The following is a 25909-nucleotide window of genomic DNA, read 5'->3' as shown; positions in this document are numbered from 1 at the left end:
AGTTTATGATAAGGTTAAAGTTGTTAATGAAATATATCCCATTATTTACAGCCAGCTTATTTCTGGCCTGTTCATCACCGGTATTGAGCGCAGAGCATGCTCATTGGTCTTACGAAGGGGAACACGATCCGGCTCATTGGGGCGCTGATTTCCATACCTGCGGCGACGGTATGTATCAATCGCCCATTAATATCACCAGCGTTCAGCATACGCATCAGAAGCCGTTGCAGCTGCATTTCAGTCCGGAAGACAGCCTGCGCGTGATTAATAACGGCCATACGATCGAAGTCGAAGATAAAAAAGGCGACACCTTAACGGTCGACGGCGAAGCCTTTACCCTGCAACAGTTTCATTTTCACTCACCAAGTGAAAATCAAATTGATGGGAAAGCCTTTCCGTTTGAAGGGCACTTCGTGCATACCAACGCTCAGGGCGAAGCGGTTGTCGTCGCCGTCATGTATCGCTTAGGCGCACCCAACCCGGAGCTGGACAAAATCTGGCAGCAGATGCCGACCGAGGTGGCTCACGAAAACGCCCTGACCGCCCATATTCAGCTGCGTAAGCTGCTTCCGCAGAATCTGAGCTACTACCGCTATAGCGGCTCGCTGACCACCCCGCCCTGCACCGAAGGCGTGCGCTGGATGGTGCTAAAACATCCGCAAACCGTCTCCGAACAGCAGATCCAACGCTTTAGCGCCGTCATGCATCATCACAATAATCGTCCGCCTCAGCCGCTGCACGGACGTGTCGTGATCGATTAATTCCGGGCAGGCTCCGCCGCGGCGAGCGAGTCGGTATGGATATTGCTACTTTCATTCTAAGGCCGTTCAGACCCATGAGGACCACAGGATGATCGATCGCTGTCTGCATATCGATTTTGTCGCCAGCCGGAGCCTGCAAGAGCAGCTGCGCGAAAAGCTGATAGACGCCATTCTCACGGGCGTATTCCCAGTTGAAGAGGCGTTGCCGTCTTGTCGGAAGCTATCGAACCAGCTCGCCATTTCGCGCAACACCGTGGCGCTGGTGTATGAAAGCCTGCTGAACGACGGCTATCTGGTCAGCCGCCCCCGTAGCGGCTATTTTCTGCATCCGGACTATCACCAGCCCGAGACGCTCGCCGAGATCCGCCGCCAACAGACGCCCCCTGACGAAATACAGCAGTCGCCTGACTGGAGCAAACGGCTCAACGTCAGCCCAAGCGGTTTTTTCGCCATCATGAAACCGGCGCTCTGGATGGACTACCCCTTCCCGTTTATCTACGGCCAGCCGAATACCCAACTTTTTCCGCTCGAACAGTGGCGTGAAACCACCCGTCGCATCACCGGCCTGCACCGCGACCATCGCTGGCTGTACGACCATATCGATCAGGACGTGCCGCTGCTGATTGAACAGGTTCGACAGCGGATTTTGCCCAAGCGCGGCATCATCGCCCAAGCCGATGAAATCCTGATCACCCTCGGCTCGCAAAACGCGCTTTCGCTGCTGTCGCAGCTGCTGTTTAACCACCGCACGCGTGTGGCGGTGGAGAATCCTGTTTTTCGCGAAGCGGTGAACACCTTTGCGCTCCAGGGCGCGCAGATCGTGCCGCATAGCCTGGACCACGAAGGCCTGCAATTGAACGCCGCCTCTGACGGCTGCGACTACTTTTACGTCACGCCCAGCCATCAGGCGCCCACCGGCATTCGGATGAGCAACGCGCGCCGTACCAGGCTGCTGGAGTATGCGCGACTGCACGATCGGATCATTATCGAAGATGATTACGACTCGGAAACCAACCTTGACCCGCAGCCGCGCGCCGCGCTGAAGGCCAGCGATGTGCATAACCGGGTGATTTACGTCAGCAGTTTGTCCAAGTCGCTATCGCCCGGTCTACGGCTGGGGTATCTGGTGGCTCCCGCGGAGCTGATTGACGAGCTGCGGGCGCTGCGTCGCCTGTCCTACCGTCATCCGCCGACCAACATTCAACATCAGATGGCCCATTTTCTGGCGCAGGGCTATTACGAGGCCTATCTGCACCGCTATCGCGAAGACTCCGCGCGCCGGTGGCACAGGTTGAACGAAGCGCTGGAGCATGACTTGCCCGCCTGTCGTCGAATGGACGGGAGCGAACATGCCAACGCGTTTTGGCTACAGGCGCCGGAGGGTGTCGATACGCATCAGCTGGCGTGGCGGGCTGCGCATAGGGGGGTGTTGATTGAACCGGGACAGGCACATTTTTTGGGTTCCAATGCGCCAGACAACTTTTTCCGGTTAGGCTTTCACGCTATCGATGAGGTGCAGATCGCGCCGGGCATCGCCCGTTTGGCGGAAACTTTCCGCACGTTGGGCGACCCCGATATCGCGGCCAGCAAGCTTCAGAGGGTGTAGCCCAACTGCTGACGCAGATAGGCGCCGGCACCCAGCAGGCCGGGCTGTTTATGGGAGATCATGAAGACCGGGATCGGCGCAAGATAGTCTTTGAAGCGCCCCTTGTCTTCGAAGGCCGCCCGGAAGCCGGAGTGGCGGAAGAACTCCATAAAGCGAGGCACTATTCCCCCCGCAATATAGACGCCGCCGAACGTCCCCATCGTCAGCGCCAGATTGCCGCCGAAGCGCCCCAGCATCACGCAAAACAGCGACAGCGCACGACGACAATCCAGACAGTCGTCCGCCAGCGCCCGCTCCGACACCGCCTTCGGACTCAGTTCCTCCGGCGTACGGCCGTCGGACTTCACCACCGCGCGGTAGATATTGACCAGACCCGGACCGGAAAGCACCCGTTCCGCCGACACGTGACCGATGTCATGGCGCAGCACGGACAGAATGGCATCTTCTTCTTCGCTGTTCGGGGCGAAGTCCACATGGCCGCCTTCGCCGGGGAGGCTAATCCACCGACCTGCGACCGGCAAGAGGTGAGCCACGCCCAGTCCCGTTCCCGCACCGTACACCGCCACGGGTTTGCCCGCTTCGGCGCTACCGCCGCCGAGTTGGATCACGTCCTCTTCCCGCAGCACCGGGATCGCCATGCTGACCGCCGTGAAATCATTGATGACATCCAGACGGTCGAACCCTAGCTGCTGTTGCAGTTTGACTATCGAAAAGGCCCAGTCATGATTGGTCATCTCCACCCAGTCGTCGACGACCGGACAGGCAATGGCGATACAGCCGCTTTTGACCGTGAGTTCGCTATGCTCCGACAGAAAATCGTTGATCACCGCTTCCAGGCTCGGAAAGTCGTTGACCGAATACTGTTTGCTGCGCGAAATCGCCCCGTCATCCAACTGACAAAGCGCCAGGCGGGCGTTTGTTCCACCCACGTCACCCACCAATGCATACTGGTGCATATTTTCTATTCTCCGATTAGATGCCTGCGTATCCCGGCGGGAAAATGGCTGGCCGATAACCCGGCAGCGCAGCGAAACGCCGCGATTCTTGCGGGGAGAAGGCCTGAGCGCAGAAAGACGCATTCTGCGCGAAGCAATAAGATGGACGCTCAGCGTCTCCGCAAATAGGTACCGGTTTCACGACGGAATACGTTTCGATAAGGTTATCTCGCCCCTTGACACAAATCTAGCCGGATACGTCCGACTCCGCTGCGCCGCGATAAAATTTCCGTATCGCTTTACGCCCATCCTGCGTATCTTCATTTAAAAGAAAAATTAGCTCATTCCCTAAGGAGATACGCATGACGCTCACCATTCCGGAGGCCCTTATCCCCGCCGATCCTCGCTTCGGCTGCGGCCCTTCGCTCATTCACCTTGATGATTTAACGCGCCTGATGGACAAGGGTCCCCACCTGCTCGGCACCAGCCACCGTAAAGCGCCGGTTCGCGCACTGTGCGGCGACATTCAGGAAGGACTGCGTTCCCTGCTGTCCGTCCCGGACGACTACAGCATCGTGCTGGGCAACGGCGGCGCAACGCTACTGTTCGATATGGTCGGGCTGGGAATGGTGAAGCAGCGAATCGTTCACCACGTCTGCGGTGAGTTCTCAGGGAAATGGTTTAAAGCGTCCAAGCGCATTCCGTGGATTGAGGCGGCCAGCCTGGAGGTGCCTTACGGGCAAGGACACCACGAGTTCAGCACCGCTGACGCCGACGTCGTGACCTGTACGCTGAATGAGACCTCCACCGGCGTGATGAACACCACGCTGCCCGAAGTGGGTGATGATTGTCTATTGGCCGTGGATGCGACCAGCGGCGCCGGTCAGATCGCCTGCGACCTGTCGCGCGTCGACGTGTTCCTGTTCTCCCCGCAGAAGGTCTTCGCCAGCGAAGGCGGCCTGTTCGTCGCCATCCTGTCGCCAAAAGCGAGAGCGCGGATCGCGGAAATTGCCGCCGACAAGACGCGCTACATTCCCGTCTTCGCCGACTGGCAGATCGCGCTCAACAACAGCGAACAGCAGCAGACCTACAACACGCCGGCGACCGTTACGTTATTTCTGTTCGCCGAACAGCTGAAGCGGATGAACGCGCTCGGGTTTGCCGAAGTCCAGCGTCAGGCCGCCGCCAAGGCGGAGCATCTGTATCAGTGGGCCACCGACAGAGACTATCTGACGCCTTACGTGGAAGATCCTGCTTTCCGCTCCACCACCGTCGCGGCGATCGACGTGGCGGACGCCGTCTCCGTCGATAAGCTGACCCGCTATCTGGACGAGCAAGGGCTGGTGCATGGCATTGAGGGGTATCGGGCGCTGGGACGCAACCAGCTGCGTATCGCCCTGTTCCATAACATCGCGCTCGACGATGTGAAAAAACTGACCGCGCTGATCGACTTTCTGATTGCCAGCGGCGAGTTCAACGTCGCTTAATCGACGCCCGGCCCGCCAATGCCAGACAGCGCATCGTCTAGCGTTGGCGGGTGCTGGCCCGTACCACCAACGAGGCCGGAAGCGGCTGCCTCGCCTCAACCTCCTCCCCCGCCAACGCCGCCAGCAGCTGTTCACCCGCCAACCGGCCCATCTGTCGATACGGCAGCGCGACCGTGGTGAGCGGCGGCGAGCACACGGCGGAAAGGTCGCCGCCGCCGATGCTGGCCACCGCCAGCTGGCTGGGCACATCCACCCCTTCCGCATGGCAGGCCATGATCACTCCGCAGGCGACTTCGTCCGTGGTACAGATCAGCGCGTCCAGCTCCGGCCAGGTCATGCGGATTTCCGGCAGCCGCTGATGACCGGTGGCGAACGTCGGCGGCTCCGTGGCGGCGATAACCCGATGCGGCGAATGATTGACGGCCAGCATCGCGCTGTGCCAGCCGTGCATGATTTGTTTGAGGATCGTCGGGCTGGTCTGGCTGCACAACAATCCCAGATGCCGGTAGCCGCTCTGCGACAGTTGATGCGCCAGCGCCGCCACCGCCTCTGCATAGTCGACGCCCACGCCGACATTCAGCGGCTGCGCAGGGAGTGCTCCCACCTGCATCACCGGCAGTCCGGCATTGATCAGCAGTCGGCGTCCTTCGTCCGTGCTGTCAAAGTTGAAATGCACCATCGCGGCAGGATGGTAAGCGAGCAGGCGTTCGATGAGCTGTCGTTCGCCGCTGGCGGAGTGGTTCGCCTCGACCAGCATCATGCTGTACTCCGCTTCTTTCAGGACCGCTTGCAGTGCTTCCGACACCTGCGCGCATCCTGGCGTAGCGAACGAGGGCACCACCATGAGGATCAGTCGCGACGTGGCGGAAGCCAGCGCGCTCGCCGCCAGATTAGGCACGTAATCCAACTCCGCGATCGCCGTCGCGATTTTCTCGCGCAGCACGGGCGAGACTTTCTCCGGCATCCGCAGCGCCCGGGACGCCGTCATCGCGCTGACGCCCACCCGCCGGGCGACATCGGCCAGCGTGCTCTTCCCGGTGTTACGTCGCCGCTTTTCTCTCATCCTTACCGCCTCCCTTTTCTCGTCCGCCGTCGTTGCCGCTTCGCCGCCCTTGGGAACCGAAATGCCCCCTCAATCCGATGCGCTCGGTCTTAGGGTAACACCGCTACGGGCGAGATAACCGGCCTGGTCGTCACATTCGTCAGCGACGTCTCACTACGCGCATTATTCGCCTCTTCCCCACAATGTTAGCGCTAACTTTGCGAAACCTATCACAGAAAGGTGGTCGATATTTCACCTACATTGAGTCACCCCTTCCCAGAGTCAAGAGGTAGACATGCTCGCTACATGGCTGACGCCCAAGACCATTCACATCGTGGACCGTGTTTCCCACTGGCAGGAGGCTCTCATGCTGGCGGCGGAACCGCTGCTGGCCGACGACGCGATCACTCAGGACTATATCGAGGCGATTGTCGCGACCCATCAGACGTCAGGCCCCTACTATGTGATCGCGCCCGGACTGGCGCTGCCCCACGCGCGGCCCGAGCAGGGCGCCCGCAAGAACGGGCTGTCCTTGCTGTGTATCCGCAAGGGGGTGAATTTCGAATCGGCGGAAAACGATCCGGTGACGGTCGTGATCATGCTGTGCGCCTTATCTGGAGACGAACACATCAGGATGATTACCGAGCTGGCGGCGCTGTTCAGCGACGAAGAAAGTCTGCAACAGCTGCTGACCGCCTCTTCCCTTCCCGCTATTCAGGCGGTTATCGAAAACTATTGAGACGAGGCTTGTGATGAAAAAGATCCTTATTGTGTGCGGCAACGGGCTAGGCAGCAGCTTTATTGTCGAAATGAACGTCAAAAAACTTCTGGCGGAAATGGGTAAGGAAGCAGAAGTGAGCCATACCGATCTGACCTCCGCCAAGTCGGAACACCCGGATATCATTCTGGGCGCCAAGGACATCGTGGAACAGATACAAGGCTCCGACGCCCAAATATTCGGCCTGACCAACCTGTTGGATAACAACCAGATCAGAGAAATTCTGGCTGCCAACCTGTAACGGCGCGCCCAGTCGCGCTAACGGAGTCGCTTATGTTGCAGTTTATTATGAAGGATGTGCTGGGTACGCCCGCTATCCTGGTAGGGCTGTTTTCCCTGTTGGGGCTGATGCTGCAAAAGAAACCGTTCTCTGAGGTGGTTTCCGGCACGCTGAAAACCATCATGGGATTTTTGATTCTCATCGCCGGGGCCAATGTCATTGCCTCCACGCTGACGGTGTTCAGTCAGCTGTTCACGCACTCCTTTAATATGCACGGCGTCGTCCCCAACAACGACGTGGTGGCGGCGCTGGCGCAGGCCAATTTCGGCACGGAAACCGCCATGATCATGGTCTTCGGCATGATCGTGAACATTATTCTGGCGCGGATTACGCCGCTGAAATATATCTTCCTGACCGGCCACCACACGCTGTATATGGCGGCGATGCTGGCGGTGATTCTGTCCACCGGCGGGATGCGCGGCATCAGCCTGATCGCCACAGGCGCTTTGATTCTCGGCGCGCTGATGGTTATCAGCCCGGCCATCTTGCAGCCCTTTACCCGAAAAATCACCCAGTCGGATGATTTGGCTATCGGCCACTTCGGCTCCGCCGGTTATCTGCTGGCCGCGCTGGTGGGTAAGGTCGTCGGAAAAGGCAGCCCGTCCACGGAAGAGCTGAAGGTGCCGAAAACCCTGAACTTCCTGCGCGACTCTTCGGTAGCGATTTCGCTGACCATGATGATTCTGTTCATTGTGCTGACGCTGTTTGCGGGCAAGGCGTACACCGAAAGCCAGGTGAGCGGCGGACAGAATTACCTGATCTTCGCCATTATTCAGTCCATCACCTTCGCCGCCGGGGTCTACGTCATTCTGGCCGGGGTGCGGATGGTGATTGCGGAAATCGTGCCCGCGTTTAAGGGCATTGCGGACAAACTGGTGAAAGACGCCAAGCCCGCGCTGGACTGCCCGACCGTGTTCCCGTTCGCGCCGAACGCCGTAATTATCGGTTTCCTGTGTAGCTTCCTGGCCGGTCTGATCAGCATGTTCCTCTGCCCGCTGTTCGGCCTGAGCGTGATCGTCCCCGGGCTGGTCCCGCACTTCTTCTGCGGCGCGACCGCCGGAATTTACGGCAACATCACGGGCGGACGCCGCGGCGCGGTGATCGGCGCCTTCGTACAAGGTTTGCTGATCTCCTTCCTGCCCGCGATTCTGCTGCCGCTGATGGGTTCGCTGGGCCTGGCGGCCACCACCTTCGGCGACGCTGACTTCGGCATTGTGGGGATCATTCTCGGCAACGTGGTTACGCTGTTCCACTAAGCATGCCGCAGGCGGCGTGGACAGTGTCAGTCTGCGCCGCTCCCTTTCCATGAAGACATAATACGCATCACCGCCCGAGCAGCCCGGCTCTACCGCCATGTTAACCGGCTGATTAAGTTCAAAAAAAACTGAATCATCCCGCTTTTCGCAAACGCATCACACCCTATCAACGCTGCCCCACCTTGAGGGTCATAGCACAGGCAGATGTGCAGATCCTCCACGATAAAAAACCCTCCTGCGCAAGTCGTTCTAGCCTGCGCCAGCATCGGGTATTAAATCGGCAGATACCCCTGCCAGAGCGGAGCGGCAGGGGTGCCGTGCGCGTTGGGCGTCAGATGGATATGCCATCCGTTCAGCTGTTGCAGCAGCAGGCAATCATCCACATCCCGCAGGTCGTCTTTGTGCTGTTTGAACGTGTCTTGCAACAGGACTTTTTTGGCCTGCATCTTCGCCTCATCCGCCGTCGGGGCGACAAACAAGCCGAACTGGTGCAATTCCGCAGGCTCGCCCGGCAGGTAGCCGCCCATATTGATGAACCAGAGCCGCTGAGTCGATGTCGAGGGCGTCTTGCTCAGCGTGATGTCATAGCCGTTGGCCCACGGAATCGGCGTGTAGCTGTCGACGTGGATCTGTTTTTTGTCGCCGAACCAGGCTGCCTTAAGGAGGGGGAAAGCCTCTTCCGGTTGGTTTACCGCGGCAAACTGAACATCGTGCAATTCGATATTGGCGCCTGGCGCGCTACCGCCGACGTAGAAAAGAAAAAGCATGGGCATGAGATCCCGGTCTCCCTGATAGTGATGACATGGCAATCACGCGCGTGATCGGCAGACGCGTCGTTCTCCCCGAACATTGAAATCCCAAACGGGATAAAGCATTGCACAACACGGCGAGAACCGCATTTTTACACGGTCTTGGTGGCAAAAAGCCGGGCGCTGAAGCCCGGCTTTGATGATGACGAAGTCGTCGTCAGCGCCTGACGCGCGGCGTTTTGTTAGCGCATGGTGACGAACTCTTCCGCCCCGGTCGGATGAATGGCGACAGTGTTGTCGAAATCTTGCTTGGTGGCCCCCATTTTCACCGCGACGGCGAAGCCCTGTAGCATTTCATCCACGCCGAAACCGATGCCGTGAACGCCCACCACTTTCTCTTCCGGACCGACACACACCAATTTCATGCGGCACGGCTGACGGTGCTGCGTGACGGCGGTGTACATCGCGGTGAAGGAAGATTGATAGACATTGACCTGCTCGTCGCCGTACTTCTCGCGCGCCTGCGGTTCAGTCAACCCGACGGTGCCGATAGGCGGGTGGCTGAATACCACGGTAGGAATGTTGGTGTAGTCCAAGTGCTCGTTCGGCTTGTTGTTGAACAGGCGCTCCGACAGACGACGCCCCGCCGCCACCGCGACCGGCGTCAGCTCCACCGCGCCGGTGTTGTCGCCCACGGCGTAAATGCCGGAAACGTTGGTGTTCTGGAATTTATCGACCTGCACATAGCCGCGATCGTCCAGCGCGACGCCCGCCGCCTGAAGGTTGAGGTTATCGGTGGCGGGTTGACGCCCAATGGCCCAAATCAGGCAGTCCACCGTCTGCGATTTGCCGTCTTCCAGCTGCAACGTCAGGCTGCCGTCGGCATTTTTTACCACCGCTTTAGGCGTCGACTCCGTGTGCAGCGACGGGCCTTCGGCCTTCATGACTTCCACCAGCGTATCCACAATCAGCGGGTCGAACTGGCGCAGCGGCGCATGTTTACGTACGAACAGGTGAGTTTCCGCCCCCAGCGCGTTCAGCACGCCGGCGATTTCCACGGCGATGTAGCCTGCGCCGACAACGGCGACGCGACGCGGCAGCGCATCCAGTTCAAAGAACCCGTCGGAGTTAATGCCATATTCGGCACCGGGCACATCCGGCAACGTCGGACGGCCGCCGGTGGCGATCAGAATATGGTCGGCGGTGATCTCCTCGCCGTTCACTTCCACCGTGTGCGCATCCACAAATCGGGCAAAACCACGGATCACCTCAACCTGGTTCTTACCCAGCACGTTGTCATAAGAGTGATGAATACGGTCAATATAGGCACTGCGGTTTTTCACCAGCGTGTCCCAGTTGAAGCCGTTAACCGTGACGTCAAAACCATAGTCAGGGCCGTAGTTATGGATAGCCTCGGCGATCTGCGCCGCATGCCACATCACCTTTTTCGGTACGCAGCCCACGTTCACACAGGTCCCGCCCAGATATTTGGCTTCAATCAACGCGCATTTCTTGCCGTACATGGCCGCACGGTTAATGGAGGCAATGCCGCCGCTGCCGCCGCCAATGGCGAGATAGTCATAATGTTTAGTCATTGGGAAATCCAGGTTGTGTGAATGAAAAGTTATAGAGAGTGTAACGCCAGAGATCTGATTCCGGCAAAGATCGCAGCATGATTGTAGTCAGAAACGCCGAGCGCCTTGGGGAGATTTTTGAAATCAGTGCAATAGGCGAGGCCGCCTTACGGGGCCTCGCGCAACGTCAAACGCCTGTCATCACGGTTTCGAACAGCAGGCGATCCAACGCGGCATTGATGCGTTCATCCTTTGCCGGTTGCGATGTGACTATCGCGGTCTCCAGCGACCGTGCGATAAACGCATGGATATGCGGTTGCCGCTCGACCATATCCGTTTCCACCGCGCTGCATTTCAGTTTCAACAGCGCGCGAACCTCCGCCAGCAACGCCGGATCGGTCACCATCGCGTTCAGCAACACCTCGAACTGCATGGGCGGCGCCCCTTTCCCTTCGGCAATCCACTGCACCGCCAGCAGCGAGCGCAGGACGTAAAAGTACTTTTTCAGCCGCACGCGCTCATCCTGCAAATAGGTACGAAAGTTCTTACGCGCAATGGAGAGGTAATGATGACTTGCCTTGAGCGCGGAAAAACAGCCGGGGATTAACTGGCGCAGCCGGTCTGTCGCGACATCGTCCTGTCGGTAGATCACGGGTGAGTCCAGCCATTCGATCAGCGTGGGGTTGCCCCGGTTCAATAGCGCCAACGCCTTTCGCCATTCCCAACCGCACACGTCCAACTCCGACGTCAGCGGACGTTCGATCACATCACGCTGCGGCTCAACCCGCAGATACCACTCCGGCGGATGAACGTAGATGAATCGGACATCATAATCACTGTCCGGCGAGGCGAATCCCCAGCCGCGGCTGCCGGACTCGCAGGCGTACAGGATGCGGACATCAAATTCCTTTTCCACTTCGTCCAGCGCCGCTTTGATTTGGTGTTTCATTTTTTCGCTAACGCCCTGAGGTACTACTGTCATATCCCTGCTCTCCTTTTCGACATATCGCCGCTGCCCCGCAGCACGCTATGCGCCCTTTAAATTCACCAATCCGTTCAACACCTGATCCAATCCGCCGAACACGGAAATCTTATCAATGCGTTCCGCCACCCGTTCCAGCGTTTCCAGCTCTTTCAACCGCAGGGCGACCGGGTTGTTTTCCATCACTTTGGCGGTATTCAGCAGGGAACGCGTCGCCGACGTCTCTTCCCGGCGTCGTATCACGTTGGCCTGCGCCGCCTTTTCCGCTTCCACTACCTGAGACAAAATGGTTTTCATATCGCCCGGCAGCACGATGTCCTTCACGCCCAGCGAAACGACGTCGATGCCGTAACCGGCCATTTTTTCACAGACCAGGGCATTCACCCGTTCATCGATGGTGTGCTTGTTTTCCAGCAGCTCATCCAGCGTGCGAGTGCCCACGGCTTCACGCAACGCAAATTGCAGTTCGCGGTAAAGCGAATCCACCGGTTTCGTTAACTGACCGTACGCCGTCAAAATGTCGCTGTAGCGCCAGTTGGCCACCAGATTCAGCCGAAGATTGACCTTATCGCGCGTCAAAATCTCCTGCCCGCTCACCTCCAGCGCCTGCTGGCGGGTGTCCACCAGCTCCACTTCCACGCAGTGATTAAAACGCCAGTAGCCGCTGACGCCCGGCGGCAACAGTTCCTGCGCCGCGCCATCTACTTTTAAAAGGCCCAAATGCCAGGCCGGAACCTGCGCCAGCAAGACGCCAGCATGCCCAATGACCTGTCGCTGACGCAGCGTCGGCTGCAACAGGGCGGACACCAGCGCATCCGGCACCCGGATGTCGTCGGTTTTTACCTGATCGACGCGCTGATGCTCGTCCTTACGCCAGTAAAGTCGGCGCGTGGCAGGCGGCAAGATTTCCTGCAACACATCGTGATCGTAGCGAAGCCCGATCGCCTCTTCCGGCAACACGACGTCCAGGCAATACTGTTTTACCCACTCCGGATGGTACTGGCGCAGATAGTCGTCCAGCGGCGCCAGCACTTCAGCCCCATCCAAAGAAATAATGTCGATTTTCTGTCGGTTGAACCAACGGGAAAGCCGGTGTCGACCCGCTTCCAATACCCGCAGGTAATCGCCGTCTTGGCTTACCAAACCCAACTGACCTTTACGAATGGTGATGGTCTTAAACATGAATCTCTTTCTCCTGATGATCCCTCCGGCACACGTGAAGACGGACGTCGGGGCGAAGCCGCAGGGGGAAAGCGCACGGGTTCCTGATGGAACGCGTTAGCCTTCTGCCTGCCGCCCGGCGCGTCGGTCGGTCTCCCGTGAGGCCACCGTCAATGTCCCGGTGGCGGGAGGGTTATTTTTCATTATCAATATCGAGGTGCGATATTCGGGATTCGAACCCGAGTTAACCTTTCATTGCGTCTGCGATGCCTGACGGAACATCCACAGGAAAGCGGTACGAAGCCGCTCCTTGAATGCCGGCGTGGTGCTGAACCACTGCAAACTGGCGAATCGACGGGAAAGGTATTGCGAGATGCGTGCCAACAGGAAGGAAACCGCAAAATAAAAACTCAATATACTGATAATATTGAGTTTTTATTTTGTTTTTCTCGTGTCGTGCTGTTCGGGACAACCCGGATGAATTATCCTTATAGCTAAGGATTTATAAATTAGGATAAACATGAAACGTAGAGTGGTGATTGGCACGCTAGGCACCGTATTGGATAAACGCGGCAAACGGGCCAACCGCTGGAGCAAATGGCGGCCAACCGTCGCGCTATGCCAACAACCGGACATGCCGGTGGACCGGCTGGAGTTACTGTACCAACCGCGCAATAGCGGTCTGGCGGAACAGGTTCAAGCGGATATCAACGCGCTTTCGCCCGGCACGGAGGTGCGTCTGCATGCCATCGATTTGCAGGATGCCTGGGATTTCGAGGAGGTCTATACCACGTACCTTGACTTCGCCGCCCGTTATTCGTTCGACACGGAAAACGAAGAGTATCTGGTGCACATCACCACCGGCACCCACGTCGCACAGATCTGTTGGTTTCTGCTGACGGAGGCCCGCTACCTGCCTGCCAGCCTGTTGCAGACCAGTCCGGCCTCCCGTAAAGAAGGCTCGCCTTCTCCCGCTGGCGTTTATTCGATTATCGATCTCGATCTCAGTCGCTACGCCACGTTGACGAGCCGTTTTCAGCGTGAGCAGCAGGCTTCGACTTCGTTTTTAAAAGCGGGTATTGCGACACGGAATCCGGCGTACAACGCGTTGATCGACCAAATCGAACGCGTCGCGCTGCGCTCCTCCGCACCGTTGCTGCTCACCGGTCCGACCGGCGCGGGAAAATCCTTTCTGGCCCGGCGGATCTATGAATTAAAAGCCGCGCGCCATCAGGTTTCCGGGCGCTTTGTCGCCGTTAACTGCGCTACGCTGCGGGGAGACAATGCGATGTCAACGCTGTTTGGGCACGCTCGCGGGGCTTTTACCGGCGCCCAGCAGGCGCGCACCGGGCTGCTGAGGGAAGCGGACGGCGGCATCCTGTTTCTGGATGAAATCGGCGAGCTGGGGCTGGATGAACAGGCCATGCTGCTGAAAGCGATTGAAGAGAAAACTTTTTTTCCCTTCGGCTCGGATAAGGAAGTCAGCAGCGATTTTCAACTGATCGCCGGTACGCATCGCGATATGCCACGCTGGGTCGCGGCTGGCCGTTTCCGTGACGATCTCTACGCGCGCATCAACATGTGGACCTTTCCCCTTCCGGGACTGGCCGAGCGGCGTGAAGATATCGAGCCTAATATCGACTTTGAGCTACAGCGCTTTGCAGAGACCCAGCAGCTGCAAGTCCGTTTCGACCGTGAAGCGCGCCAGCGCTTTCTGGGGTTCGCCTGCTCGCCGCAGGCCCCGTGGCGCGGCAATTTTAGAGAATTGGGCGCCAGCGTCGTCAGAATGGCGACATTAGCGGATAATGGCCGCATTACACGCGCGCTGGTCGATGAAGAGATTCTGCGTCTCCAGCGGCAGTGGGCGCCCGGCGATGCCCCAAGCGCGCCGCTGCCTGAGAGCGTCGGCGAATGCGATCTGTTTGACCGCCTCCAGTTGGAAAGCGTGCTGAACGTTTGCCGTCAGGCCAGCAGCCTGTCGGAAGCGGGCCGCCAGCTCTTCGCCGTCTCTCGCCAGCAGAAAAAACAGCCGAATGACGCCGACCGGCTGCGCAAGTATCTGGCGCGGTTCGCTTTACGCTGGGATGACGTCAAACACCGTTAATTGATCGGAGTGTTTCACCATGGAACTGATATTTTTGGGCACCAGCGCAGGCGTCCCGACGAAAGCGCGCAACGTGGCCAGCCTGGCGCTGGACCTGCAAGGCCCGCGCCCCGCCTTCTGGCTGTTTGACTGCGGAGAAGGCACGCAGCATCAGATACTGCATACGCGTTTAAGCGCCAGCAAGATCGAGAAAATTTTCATCACGCACCTGCATGGCGACCACCTGTTTGGCCTGCCCGGCCTGCTGTGCTCCCGCTCTATGGCCGGTTGTCAGGCGCCGCTGACGCTCTACGGTCCCGCCGGCCTGAAAACGTTTGTCGACAATGCGCTGAGCCTGAGCGGCTCTTATCTCACCTATCCAATGGAGGTAGTCGAGGTCACCTCCGGGCCGGTTTGCGAGGACGAACACCGCGTGGTGACGGCCTATCCGATGTCGCATACGTTAACCTGCGTCGGCTATCGCATCGACGAGCGGCCCAAACCCGGCGCGCTGGATGTGGAGCGGCTGATGGAAGAGGGCATTCGCCCCGGTTCATGGTTTCAGACACTGAAGCGCGGCGAGTCCGTCACGCTGGAGGATGGACGTATCTTAAACGGCGCCGATTACCTCGGACCGTCCACGCCGGGCCGTTCGCTCGCGATATTCGGCGATACTCGCCCCTCGGAGGCGGGATGCTTGCTGGCCGCCGGGGTGGATGTGATGGTGCACGAAGCGACGGTGGAAGCCAGTATGGCCGATCGCGCCAGCGAGCGCGGCCATTCCACGACGGAACAGGCGGCGACGCTGGCCCGTGACGCGGGCGCAAAACGCTTGATTATCACCCATATCAGCGCGCGATACGGTCAGGAAGACAACGAACGGCTGCTGGCGGAGTGCCGCGCGATTTTCCCGGCCACGGAAATGGCCACCGACTTGGGGAGCTTTCGGGTGTGATTCACCGCCATTGCCCCGCAGCGCATTGGCTCAGCCGAGGTTACTCCGGCACGACCCATTCTACGCGCGTGTGCCCGGTGCCTTCCGGCACCAGCACTTGATGCAGCCACGGCAGCACGCTTTTCATCTGCGCTTCCAGCTTCCACGGCGGGTTGATGACGATCATGCCGGAGGCGGTCATGCCGTGGCGATCGCTGTCCGGCAGCACAGCCAGTTCGATTTGCAGGATCCGGCGGATGCCGGTCGCTTCCAGATCTTTCAGCAGCCGTTTAATCTGCTGACGCAATACGACCGGGTACCACAGCGCATACACGCCGGTGGCGAAGCGGCGGTAGCCCTCCTGAATGCCTTTCACCACCGCCTGATAATCGCTTTTTAGCTCGTAAGGCGGGTCGATCAGCACCAGCCCGCGGCGGGACGGCGGCGGCAGTTGGGCTTTCAGCTGCTGATAGCCGTCTTCACGCACTACGCGAGCGCGGTTGTCGCGCTGGAACTCCTGACGCAGCAGCGGGAAGTCGCTCGGGTGCAGTTCGCTCAGACTCAGGCGGTCATGATCGCGCAGCAGATGACGGGCGACCAGCGGGGAGCCGGGGTAGTAACGCAGCTGCCCCTGCGGGTTGTAGTTACGCACCACCTGCATATAGGCTTCCAGCTCGTCAGGCACGTCGTCCCGCTGCCAGATGCGGGCAATCCCCGCCTGATATTCGGCTGTGCGCTCGGCGTGTTCGCTTTGCAGCTTGTAGCGACCTGCCCCGGCGTGCGTATCGAGGTACAGGAACGGTTTATCTTTCTCCGCCAGAGCGCTGAGGATCAGGCTTTGAACGGTGTGCTTGAGCACGTCGGCGTGATTGCCGGCGTGAAAACTGTGGCGGTAGCTGAGCATGGGTAATGATTATCCAGTGATTAAGTCGTGGGTGGGGCCGACGCGCCGTCTTTCCCCCACCCTCGCCGCAGCGCGGCAAAAACAACGGGGTGCAGCGGGGGAGTATAAAACAGATTGGCCCTCTTCTGGTCATTGGATAAGATCTTAACGGGTTTATCGGCGCGGATCGTGAGGGTCAGCCCGGCGGGCACCTGAAAACCGGTTCCCTTTCCCGAAGCTGAAAGAACCGCAGCGTGGGCCACACGCCCGACGCCCTTCAGACCGTTACCCCCCTAGCAGAGACCAGTTGTCTCCCCCGACGAGATGCGCACGTCCATGATCGGCGAACAGTCGTAGCTCACGCCGGTCCGGCTGCGGGTAGATGCGCGAACTCAGGCAGCGTTCCCCCTCTCCGACAAAGACTTCTATCGAGGAGCGATCGATGAAAATCCGCAGCGATAGCTCGGACTGCGCCGGCAACGGCGCGCTGCGATAGCCGCTCAGGCCATATTCGGGGTAATTGCGCTCCAGCACCAGACGCCCGGACTGCGTGTCCACAAACAGGCGCATACCCTCCCCGAGCATCAGACCATAACGTTCGGCGGTGCTGTCGTTCAGATCCCAGCGCAACATCAGCTCCCGCACATCGCTATGTTCCGCTAGCGGCTGCGGCTGCGAGTCGATCCATTGCGGTTCGATAACCCGTCCGTCGCGCCGCAGCGACTCGACCTCCCGTACCGGGCGCACCCGCAGCTGCCCGTCTTCGAGGCTCAGCTCCCGGGGCAGCGTCATGCAGCCCGCCCAGTGATCACGCTGCGAGGGCATCGGCGACTCCCACATATCCATCCATCCCAGAACAATTCGGCGACCGTCAGCGGCCAGAAACGACTGCGGCGCATAGAAGTCATGGCCGAGGTCCACCTCAGCGAACGGCTCCGTGATGTCGAAATCATCTCCCGGCCGCCAGTGGCCGCGCAGACAGCCGCTCTGGAATAAATTGCGATAGTGATAACCGTTCGGCGAGACGCCCTGCGGCGAGAACATCAGCAGCCACTCGTCGCCCAGCGGGAAGAAGTCCGGGCACTCCCACATGTAACCCAGCGCGCCGTCGCTCTCCGCCAGCACGCGGTCGAACGTCCACTCGCGCAGGCTCTCGCCGCGATAGAGCAGCACCTGTCCCTGACCTTGTTCGTTGCGGGCACCGACGACCATCCACCAGACGCCGTTCTCACGCCACACTTTGGGATCGCGAAAGTGCATGATGCCGGGAGGCGGCAGCAGAATAGCGCCCTGTTTTTCGAAATGCAGGCCATCGTGGCTGATGGCGAGGCACTGCACCTGCCGTAATTTCTCGCCCTCTTCGGGAGAGGAAGGCAGGACGACATGGCCGGTATAAATCAGGCTCAGAACGCCATCATCATCCACGGCACAGCCGGAAAAGCAGCCGTCGCGGTCCGGCTCGTTCTCACCGCCGGGAAATAGCGCAATGGGCTGGTGCTGCCAGCGGATCATGTCCTCGCTGGTGGCGTGTCCCCAGTGCATCGGTCCCCATTTCGGCTCATAGGGGTAATGCTGATAGAACGCGTGGTAGCGCCCCTGATGGAAGATCAGCCCGTTGGGATCGTTCATCCATCCCGCCGGTGGCGCCAGATGGAATGTCGGATAAAAGGTGTGGTTGACGTTGGCGTATTCCGGCTGCGCCTCGCTGGCGCGATCGACGGGATTAATCATTGTTGTTCTCACTCTGTCTGACTTGCATGACGGCCTGTAAGGACGGCGAGACGCGCTGAACGCGATATCGCGGCAGACCTGAATCATCGCGTTCCGCTCCGCTCGTCAGGCCGATTTCGGCACGGCACACAAAAGCGGACGCGGAACCGGTAAAATGGGCGGCGCCTTTCATCAAGCGTGGCAGATAAACCCGGTTTTCAACAGGGAATAATCAAATTAGACATAAAAATCAACTTGATAAAAAGGAACATTCGACACAACAAAGGCGCGGCCTGACGCTATCTCTCCCTCTCCTTTCGTTATATCATCGAGCAAAAAACGCGATATTCAGCGAACCGATCGGGATCAGGTTTTATGCATTCCTGGCAGGGTTGCGATAGCGCCACCGCCCGAGCTTTCACCATTCTGCGCGAATCTTCTTCACTGTTTCCCTATGCCGGGCGCGGGTACTACGCCATTCTTGCCCAAACATTGATTTTCGTGGCCTGAAACCCCATCTTAGAATGTAATCTGCAAATTATGTCAGCCTTGTCGGCCACCGGGACAAGGGATCGATCATCATTACTATTCAGGACCGTGCCATGACAAATCCATTACTTACCCCGTTTACCCTGCCCCCGTTTTCTCAGATCAAAACCGACGATATTGTTCCCGCAATCCAAAGCGCGCTGGACGACTGTCGCAAAACGGTGGAACAGGTTGTGGCGCAGCCTGGTCCATTTACCTGGGAGAATCTTTGTCAGCCGCTGGCGGAAATCGACGATCGACTGGAGCGTATCTTCTCCCCTATCGGCCATCTGAATGCGGTACAGAACAGCCCCGAACTGCGCAGCGCTTACGAGCAGTGCCTGCCGCTGCTGTCCGAATACGGCACCTGGGTGGGACAGCATGCCGGCCTGTATCGCGCCCATCGCAATCTACGTGACGGCGAACATTTCGACTCCCTGGATACGGCACAGAAAAAAGCCGTGGAAAATGCGCTGATCGGCTTTGAACTGTCCGGTATCGCGCTGCCCGCCGAGAAGCAGAAACGCTACGGTGAAATCTCCGCGCGGCTTTCCGAACTGAGTTCAATCTTTAGCAACAACGTGCTGGACGCCACGATGGGCTGGTCCAAGCTGATCACCGACGTCAATGAGCTGGCCGGTCTGCCGGAAAGCGCGCTGGCGGCCGCCAAAGCGCAGGCCGAAGCCAAAGAACAAGACGGCTGGCTGCTGACGCTCGACATGCCGAGCTACCTGCCGGTCATGACCTACTGCTCCAACGCCGCGCTGCGCGAAGAGATGTATCGCGCGTACGCCACCCGCGCCTCCGATCAGGGGCCGAACGCCGGTAAGTGGGACAACACCGAAGTGATGGCTGAAAAAATGGCGCTGCGCCATGAACAGGCGCAGTTGCTCGGCTATTCGAGCTATGCCGATAAATCGCTGGTCACGAAAATGGCGGAAAACCCGCAGCAGGTGCTGGACTTCCTGACCGATCTGGCTAAACGCGCACGTCCGCAGGCCGAGCAGGAACTGGCCGAACTGCGCGCCTTCGCTAAGCAACATTATGGCGTGGACGAGCTGAATCCGTGGGACGTCAGCTACTACAGCGAACAGCAGAAACAGCATCTCTACGCCATCAGCGACGAGCAGTTGCGTCCCTATTTCCCGGAAGAGCGCGTGCTCAACGGACTGTTCGAAGTCGTCAACCGCATCTACGGCATCACGGCGAAAGAGCGCAAAGACGTCGATGTCTGGCATCCGGAAGTGCGTTTCTTCGATCTGTTCGATGAAAGCGGCGAACTGCGCGGCAGCTTCTACCTCGATCTATATGCGCGCGAAAACAAACGCGGCGGCGCCTGGATGAACGACTGCGTCAGCCGTATGCGCCTCGCCAACGGCGAGCTGCAAAAACCGGTCGCTTACCTGACCTGTAACTTCAACCGTCCGGTCAACGGCAAACCGGCGCTGTTCACGCATGATGAAGTGACAACGCTGTTCCACGAATTCGGTCACGGCCTGCACCACATGCTGACGCTGGTCGAAGCCGCGGGCGTCACCGGCATTAGCGGGGTGCCGTGGGATGCCGTCGAGCTGCCGAGCCAGTTCATGGAAAATTGGTGCTGGGAGCCTGATGCGCTGGCGTTTATCTCCGGCCACTACGAAACCGGCGAGCCGCTGCCGAAGGAGATGCTGGATAAAATGCTGGCGGCCAAGAACTATCAGGCGGCGCTGTTTATCCTGCGTCAGCTGGAGTTCGGCCTGTTCGACTTCCGCCTGCATACCGAATATGACCCGGCGAAAGGCGCGCAGATCCTGCCGACGCTGGCCGACGTCAAGGCTCAGGTCGCCGTTATGCCCAGCCCGAGCTGGAACCGTTTTCCGCACGCCTTCAGCCATATCTTCGCGGGCGGCTATGCCGCGGGCTACTACAGCTACCTGTGGGCCGACGTGCTGGCGGCGGACGCCTTCTCTCGCTTTGAAGAGGAAGGCATTTTCAACCGCACCACCGGCCAGTCGTTCCTCGACAACATCCTGTCTCGCGGCGGTTCCGAAGAGCCGATGGAGCTGTTCAAACGCTTCCGCGGCCGTGAACCGCAACTGGACGCCATGCTGAAACACTACGGCATCAAGGGATGAAGATCGGCCTGATGACCGAAGAGGGCGCCGATAAAGGCGCCCTCGACGCTCTGGCCGCGCGCTGGGGACTGACAGAGGATGACAGCCAGCCTTTCGCGCTGGTCTTAACGCCCGAACGACTTGAGCTGCGTAAGCAGGACGAGCCGAAGCTGGGCGCCATCTGCGTGGATTTCGTCGGCGGCACGTTGGCGCACCGGCGCCGCTTCGGCGGCGGGCGCGGCGAAGCGGTCGCCCGAGCCGTCGGCATCAAGAAAGGCTATCTGCCTGATGTCGTGGACGCCACCGCGGGGCTGGGACGCGACGCTTTCGTGCTGGCCTCGCTCGGCTGTCGGGTTCGTATGGTGGAGCGGCACCCGGTCGTCGCGGCGCTATTGGACGATGGTCTTCGGCGCGGTTATCAGGACGGAGAAATCGGCGGCTGGTTAAAGGAGCGTCTGACGCTGCTGCATGCTTCCAGCGCCGAGAGGCTGAAAGACATCGAGCCGCCGCCCGACGTTGTCTATCTCGATCCGATGTTTCCTCACCGGCAGAAAAGCGCGCTGGTGAAAAAGGAAATGCGGGTATTCCAGACGCTGGTCGGCGCCGACGACGATGCCGACGCGCTGCTGGCCCCGGCACGCTCACTGGCGAAAAAGCGCGTGGTGGTCAAACGCCCTGACTATGCGCCGCCGCTCGCGGGCGTTCCCGCGCAGTCCATGCTGGAAACAAAGAGCCATCGCTTCGACTTCTACCTGCCGACGCACTAAGTTTCCAACTGGTTTCCCAATATGCATTTCTTTGCCTTGGTCTAAAGCGACGGAAACGCCAGGACGACGAAGGAACGTGATACTCGATGCCGCCGGGATGTGCCAACCGCGCCCCGGCGAGCCGTTACTCTTCTCCCAGCGTAAACAGCAGCGTGCCATAGCCCAGCTGGTCAAAGCTCCCCGGATATGCGCCATAGAACCAGGGACCGCCTTCAGGCCGAATGTTGGTCGCTATCTCGGTGATATTGGGGCTGTTGAGGCCTTTCAGCACAATGTAGTGGTTATAGAGCAGTTCCCAAATCGCTCTGACCTCGCCTCTTGCGCGCTCAGAAATTTGCGTTTGGGTCACATCGCTATTGGTGTAGGTTGTGTAGGGAACCGATTTACCGAGATTATAGGCCGCGACATATTCCGCCCCCTTCATCAGCCGGTTGTCGTCATAACTGAATAAATCATCGCCCTGATTCCAGGCCATTTGGCATATCACGCCCGCCAGCGCGATATCTAATATTGAGTGTGCCTGATCTCTGCCGCTTTCCTGTATTTGTCCCATGCCCTGTTCGGGATAAAGTATCCAGACCAGTTTTCCAATCGCGCCATTTCCCTCGCCGTTTTTGTAATAGTCGACGGCGCGGTCGTAGAGATCTTTTCTGTCTAATAAAATACCGATAGCCATAATGGAACTTAACTGCGCTAAATCCCAGTTTGCCCAATAGTGGTCGATTTTCGTATTGTTATGACGCGCGATAAAATCCAAATTAATAGGGAGAAAGACCGTTTCCATCATCTTTTTGAAGGTGTCGAAATCGCTTGCGCTCCATCCCGGATAGTCCCGCATTATTTCTGCGGTATTCGCCAGTTCGTAGCCATAAATTCCCGCCGCGAGCGCGGCATCGGTGGAGCCTCTAATCGCTTTCAACGTGCTGCCCCAGGCGTTCAGAATGGCGACGGCGCTGTTGGCGTAAGCCTCATCACCCGTGACCTTCCAGTACAGCGCATGGGAGTAGGCGATGGCTATATCTCTGTATAATTGAGGATAATTTTCACTATGCTCGCTATTTCGTCCCCGATACACGATGTCGACGGCGCGAGGCTGCCAGCCAAGCGAAAGTTTCAGCTGCTGGAATCCCTTGAACCAAGGCTCGGACTGCTGATTCACCTGCGTCGCCATTCTGGCGAAATCGTCGCTGGTGCTGAGCATGCCCGGATGTTTGAATATCTCCGCAGACCAGCCGGAAAGAGGGGATAGCAACATAGCGAACGATAGCAGTAAACCTGCCGAGTTTTTGATGAGCATACGCAATTACGTCCCTGTGATATTATTTTCATCAAAAGAATATCACACGAGTATTAGATAATAATTTCATGCTCCGTAATTCGTGGAATTATGCTTTTAATATTCCCTAATTCAGGAGAGTGACCAATTATAAATAGAAAACGACGGTTCGCCCGATATGAACGCCCGTGGAATAACCACTTTCAGCCAAGCTCTTGTCTATTTCAATAAAAGAACCCGCAGCCGCTATCTCGCTCATGCCACATAACGTCATCGAAATGATGCCATTGTCATCTCCCCTTCGCCTCAAACGGCGATCCTTTGGATCCGCCGATGCCAAAGCGATCGCAGGTACAACAAGTAAGTTTCCATTGGTTTCCCAATAATACTGCGACACGCTGAGAGAAGAAACGTTGCGGTAAGGGCAAGTTGGCCTTACCGGCATGAGCCTGAGGCGAATCCTCTGGCGTGTAGGGAGATGCGGGCCATCAATTTGTCGGGGCGATCTTCCGTCTTCCCAAAATGCGCATTTGAGAGGGGTAATAAAAAAGCTCCGCACAGGGCGAAGCTTTTTTCGTATACAGATTGATTGCCTTTGAGCGCTATCAGATATCGATGTTTGCCGCCTTGAGGGCGTTTTCTTCGATAAAGGCGCGACGGGGTTCAACGGCATCCCCCATCAGCGTAGTGAACAACTCGTCGGCCGTAATCGCATCCTTCACGGTGACGCGCAACATACGACGACCTTCCGGATCCATCGTGGTTTCCCACAGCTGTTCCGGGTTCATCTCGCCCAGACCTTTATAGCGCTGAACCGCCAGACCACGACGAGACTCTTTCACCAGCCACTCCAGCGCCTGCTCGAAGCTGACGATAGGCAACTTGCGCTCGCCGCGTTCCACGAAAGCGTCTTCCTCAATCAGGCCGCGCAGCTTTTCGCCCAGTTGATTGATTTTGCGGTATTCGTTACCCGTCACAAACGCGGTATCCAGCGGATAGTCGGTATCGACACCGTGGGTACGCACACGCAGTCGCGGCTCGTGACGCCCTTCTTCAGTATCGTGGATCACGAAGCTGTAGGTGCTGCCGTGTTTTTCCTGCTCGGTCAGCCGCGTCACCAGCGTTTCCATCCAGTGCTGCACCTGCTCGCGGTCAGACAGCGTGGCTTCGGTCAGGGACGGCTGGTAGATCAACGCGTTCAGCAGCGGGCGCGGGTAACGACGCTCCATACGACCCATCATTTTCTGCACGGCGTAATGCTCGGCGACCAGTCGTTCCAGCGGCTCGCCCGCCATTGCCGGCGCATGAGCGTTGGTATGCAGAGTCGCGCCATCCAATGCCAACGCGATCTGATACTGATCCATCGCTTCGTCATCCTTGATGTACTGCTCCTGCTTCCCTTTCTTCACCTTGTACAGCGGCGGCTGAGCGATGTAGACATGCCCGCGTTCGATGATTTCCGGCATCTGACGATAGAAGAACGTCAACAGCAGCGTACGGATGTGCGAACCATCGACGTCGGCATCGGTCATGATGATGATGCTGTGGTAGCGCAGCTTGTCCGGATTGTATTCGTCACGACCGATGCCGCAACCTAACGCCGTAATCAACGTGGCGACTTCCTGCGACGACAGCATTTTGTCGAAACGCGCCTTCTCCACGTTCAGGATTTTACCCTTCAGCGGGAGAATCGCCTGGTTCCTGCGGTTACGCCCCTGCTTCGCAGAGCCGCCCGCGGAGTCCCCTTCCACCAGGTACAGTTCAGACAGCGCCGGATCGCGTTCCTGACAATCCGCCAGTTTGCCCGGCAGACCGGCCAGGTCGAGCGCGCCTTTGCGTCGCGTCATATCGCGGGCACGACGAGCAGCCTCGCGCGCTCGCGCGGCGTCGATGATTTTGCCGACCACGATTTTGGCGTCTGATGGATTCTCCATCAGGTAATCCACCAGTTTTTCGTTCATCAGCGACTCAACGGCCGTCTTCACTTCCGACGAAACCAGCTTGTCTTTGGTCTGAGAAGAGAACTTCGGATCGGGCACTTTCACCGAGACCACAGCAATCAGGCCTTCGCGGGCGTCATCGCCGGTCGCGCTGATTTTCGCTTTCTTGCTGTAGCCTTCTTTATCCATGTAGGTGTTTAGGGTACGCGTCATGGCGGCGCGGAAACCGGCCAGATGCGTACCGCCGTCACGCTGCGGAATGTTGTTGGTAAAACAGTAGATATTTTCCTGGAAACCGTCGTTCCACTGCAAAGCGACTTCCACCCCGATATCGTCTTTCACCGTGGAGAAATAGAACACGTTCGGGTGAATCGGCGTTTTATTGCGGTTCAGGTAATCGACAAACGCTTTGATGCCGCCATCGTAATGGAAGTGGTCGGATTTATCTTTTTCACGTTCGTCACGCAGACGGATGGAAACACCGGAATTAAGGAACGACAGCTCACGCAGACGCTTGGCCAGAATGTCGTATTCGAATTCCAGCACGTTGGTGAAGGTTTCGGTGCTCGGCCAGAAACGGACGGTAGTCCCGGATTTTTCAGCTTCACCCACCACGCTCAGGGGCGCGAACGGCACGCCGTGGTTGTAGGTCTGTTGATGAATTTTGCCTTCGCGGCGAATGGTCAGCTCAAGTTTTTCCGACAGGGCGTTGACCACGGAAACCCCTACACCGTGCAAACCGCCGGAAACTTTGTAGGAGTTATCATCAAATTTACCGCCGGCATGCAGCACCGTCATGATGACTTCAGCGGCTGACACGCCTTCTTCTTCGTGAAGACCGGTTGGGATCCCACGGCCATCATCCTGTACCGACACGGAATTGTCGCTATGGATGGTGACGATAATGTCTTTACAGTAGCCTGCGAGCGCTTCGTCGATAGCGTTGTCCACCACCTCGAATACCATATGATGCAGACCGGTTCCGTCATCCGTATCGCCGATATACATACCCGGGCGCTTACGAACTGCATCCAGCCCTTTTAATACCTTGATACTTGAGGAGTCATAAGAATTCGACATC

21 protein-coding genes are annotated in these 25909 nt (G+C 58.3%); 11 read left to right on the top strand and 10 right to left on the bottom strand.

The genetic code is table 11. From position 1 onward, the window contains the following. Nucleotides 1-26 precede the first annotated feature (26 nt). A complete protein-coding gene (locus BLU64_RS09985) occupies nt 27-761 on the top strand; it encodes a carbonic anhydrase (RefSeq protein ID WP_026743837.1) in 735 nt (244 codons plus the stop codon). 88 nt (nt 762-849) lie between these two features. After that, the gene (gene pdxR / locus BLU64_RS09980; RefSeq protein WP_051625579.1) at nt 850-2367 is read left to right on the top strand and encodes a MocR-like pyridoxine biosynthesis transcription factor PdxR; all 1518 of its coding nucleotides are present in this window, start codon (nt 850-852) and stop codon (nt 2365-2367) included. Here pdxR and glk read toward each other — a convergent pair. After that, nucleotides 2355-3323, bottom strand: a complete 969-nt coding sequence (glk, locus tag BLU64_RS09975) for a glucokinase (RefSeq protein WP_074728565.1) — start codon at nt 3321-3323, stop codon at nt 2355-2357. The genes pdxR and glk overlap by 13 nt on opposite strands. 341 nt (nt 3324-3664) lie before the next feature. On the opposite strand from glk, the gene BLU64_RS09970 reads away from it, so the two are divergent. Continuing rightward, nucleotides 3665-4789 (top strand): aminotransferase class V-fold PLP-dependent enzyme, encoded by a 1125-nt coding sequence (locus BLU64_RS09970; protein WP_074728563.1) that lies wholly within the window; start codon nt 3665-3667, stop codon nt 4787-4789. 37 nt (nt 4790-4826) lie between these two features. Here BLU64_RS09970 and BLU64_RS09965 read toward each other — a convergent pair whose 3' ends face one another. Then, nucleotides 4827-5852 (bottom strand): LacI family DNA-binding transcriptional regulator, encoded by a 1026-nt coding sequence (locus tag BLU64_RS09965; protein WP_074728561.1) that lies wholly within the window; start codon nt 5850-5852, stop codon nt 4827-4829. 274 nt (nt 5853-6126) lie between these two features. On the opposite strand from BLU64_RS09965, the gene BLU64_RS09960 reads away from it, so the two are divergent. Genes BLU64_RS09960 through BLU64_RS09950 form a run of 3 tightly spaced genes read left to right on the top strand, consistent with a single transcriptional unit; the run spans nt 6127 to nt 8145 of the window. Further along, nucleotides 6127-6570 carry a PTS sugar transporter subunit IIA gene (locus BLU64_RS09960; protein ID WP_026743833.1) on the top strand — a complete coding sequence of 148 codons (444 nt, stop codon included), beginning with the start codon at nt 6127-6129 and terminating at the stop codon, nt 6568-6570. Nucleotides 6571-6583: 13 nt separating this feature from the next. Beyond that, nucleotides 6584-6850 carry a PTS sugar transporter subunit IIB gene (locus tag BLU64_RS09955; protein WP_074728559.1) on the top strand — a complete coding sequence of 89 codons (267 nt, stop codon included), beginning with the start codon at nt 6584-6586 and terminating at the stop codon, nt 6848-6850. Nucleotides 6851-6882: 32 nt separating this feature from the next. Continuing rightward, nucleotides 6883-8145: a PTS ascorbate transporter subunit IIC gene (locus BLU64_RS09950; RefSeq protein ID WP_074728557.1), complete on the top strand. Its 1263-nt coding sequence runs from the start codon at nt 6883-6885 to the stop codon at nt 8143-8145. A 272-nt stretch (nt 8146-8417) separates the two neighbouring features. Here the strand turns inward: BLU64_RS09950 and BLU64_RS09945 are convergent, their stop codons facing one another. The 4 genes from BLU64_RS09945 to BLU64_RS09930 all read right to left on the bottom strand — a co-directional run bounded on the left by BLU64_RS09945 (nt 8418) and on the right by BLU64_RS09930 (nt 12632). Then, nucleotides 8418-8918, bottom strand: coding sequence for a DUF1543 domain-containing protein (locus BLU64_RS09945; RefSeq protein WP_026743830.1), 501 nt, complete (start codon nt 8916-8918; stop codon nt 8418-8420). 218 nt (nt 8919-9136) lie between these two features. After that, entirely contained in the window at nt 9137-10489 is a 1353-nt protein-coding gene (gorA, locus tag BLU64_RS09940; protein WP_026743829.1) for a glutathione-disulfide reductase, read from the bottom strand. 166 nt (nt 10490-10655) lie between these two features. Then, complete coding sequence (locus BLU64_RS09935) at nt 10656-11450, bottom strand: nucleotidyltransferase domain-containing protein (protein WP_026743828.1); 795 nt, start codon at nt 11448-11450, stop codon at nt 10656-10658. A 45-nt stretch (nt 11451-11495) separates the two neighbouring features. After that, nucleotides 11496-12632, bottom strand: a complete 1137-nt coding sequence (locus BLU64_RS09930) for a slipin family protein (RefSeq protein WP_074728555.1) — start codon at nt 12630-12632, stop codon at nt 11496-11498. Between the two features lie 499 nt (nt 12633-13131). Here BLU64_RS09930 and rtcR point away from each other — a divergent pair, with 499 nt between their 5' ends. Continuing rightward, nucleotides 13132-14715 carry an RNA repair transcriptional activator RtcR gene (gene rtcR / locus BLU64_RS09925; protein WP_026743826.1) on the top strand — a complete coding sequence of 528 codons (1584 nt, stop codon included), beginning with the start codon at nt 13132-13134 and terminating at the stop codon, nt 14713-14715. 19 nt (nt 14716-14734) lie between these two features. Continuing rightward, nucleotides 14735-15649, top strand: coding sequence for a ribonuclease Z (rnz, locus tag BLU64_RS09920; RefSeq protein WP_074728553.1), 915 nt, complete (start codon nt 14735-14737; stop codon nt 15647-15649). 40 nt (nt 15650-15689) lie between these two features. Here the strand turns inward: rnz and BLU64_RS09915 are convergent, their stop codons facing one another. Both BLU64_RS09915 and BLU64_RS09910 read right to left on the bottom strand, forming a co-directional pair. After that, nucleotides 15690-16532: a 23S rRNA (adenine(2030)-N(6))-methyltransferase RlmJ gene (locus BLU64_RS09915; RefSeq protein ID WP_026743824.1), complete on the bottom strand. Its 843-nt coding sequence runs from the start codon at nt 16530-16532 to the stop codon at nt 15690-15692. A gap of 264 nt (nt 16533-16796) precedes the next feature. Further along, nucleotides 16797-18242, bottom strand: a complete 1446-nt coding sequence (locus tag BLU64_RS09910) for a glycoside hydrolase family 32 protein (RefSeq protein WP_074728551.1) — start codon at nt 18240-18242, stop codon at nt 16797-16799. A 354-nt stretch (nt 18243-18596) separates the two neighbouring features. Between BLU64_RS09910 and BLU64_RS17790 the strand changes: the two genes are divergently transcribed. The 3 genes from BLU64_RS17790 to rsmJ all read left to right on the top strand — a co-directional run bounded on the left by BLU64_RS17790 (nt 18597) and on the right by rsmJ (nt 21612). After that, nucleotides 18597-18731, top strand: coding sequence for a hypothetical protein (locus BLU64_RS17790; RefSeq protein WP_268748631.1), 135 nt, complete (start codon nt 18597-18599; stop codon nt 18729-18731). 92 nt (nt 18732-18823) lie between these two features. Then, nucleotides 18824-20866: an oligopeptidase A gene (gene prlC, locus BLU64_RS09900; protein WP_074728547.1), complete on the top strand. Its 2043-nt coding sequence runs from the start codon at nt 18824-18826 to the stop codon at nt 20864-20866. Beyond that, complete coding sequence (gene rsmJ, locus BLU64_RS09895) at nt 20863-21612, top strand: 16S rRNA (guanine(1516)-N(2))-methyltransferase RsmJ (protein ID WP_074728545.1); 750 nt, start codon at nt 20863-20865, stop codon at nt 21610-21612. The genes prlC and rsmJ overlap by 4 nt, the downstream gene beginning before the upstream one ends. 124 nt (nt 21613-21736) lie before the next feature. Here rsmJ and BLU64_RS09890 read toward each other — a convergent pair whose 3' ends face one another. Further along, nucleotides 21737-22909, bottom strand: coding sequence for an alginate lyase family protein (locus BLU64_RS09890; RefSeq protein WP_036153472.1), 1173 nt, complete (start codon nt 22907-22909; stop codon nt 21737-21739). Between the two features lie 584 nt (nt 22910-23493). Further along, a complete protein-coding gene (gene gyrB, locus BLU64_RS09885; RefSeq protein WP_074728543.1) occupies nt 23494-25908 on the bottom strand; it encodes a DNA topoisomerase (ATP-hydrolyzing) subunit B in 2415 nt (804 codons plus the stop codon). Between the last annotated feature and the right edge of the window lies 1 nt (nt 25909).

Source organism: Lonsdalea quercina (genome assembly GCF_900107885.1).
GTDB lineage: Bacteria > Pseudomonadota > Gammaproteobacteria > Enterobacterales > Enterobacteriaceae > Lonsdalea > Lonsdalea quercina.
This window is presented reverse-complemented; position numbering and strand designations above follow the sequence as displayed.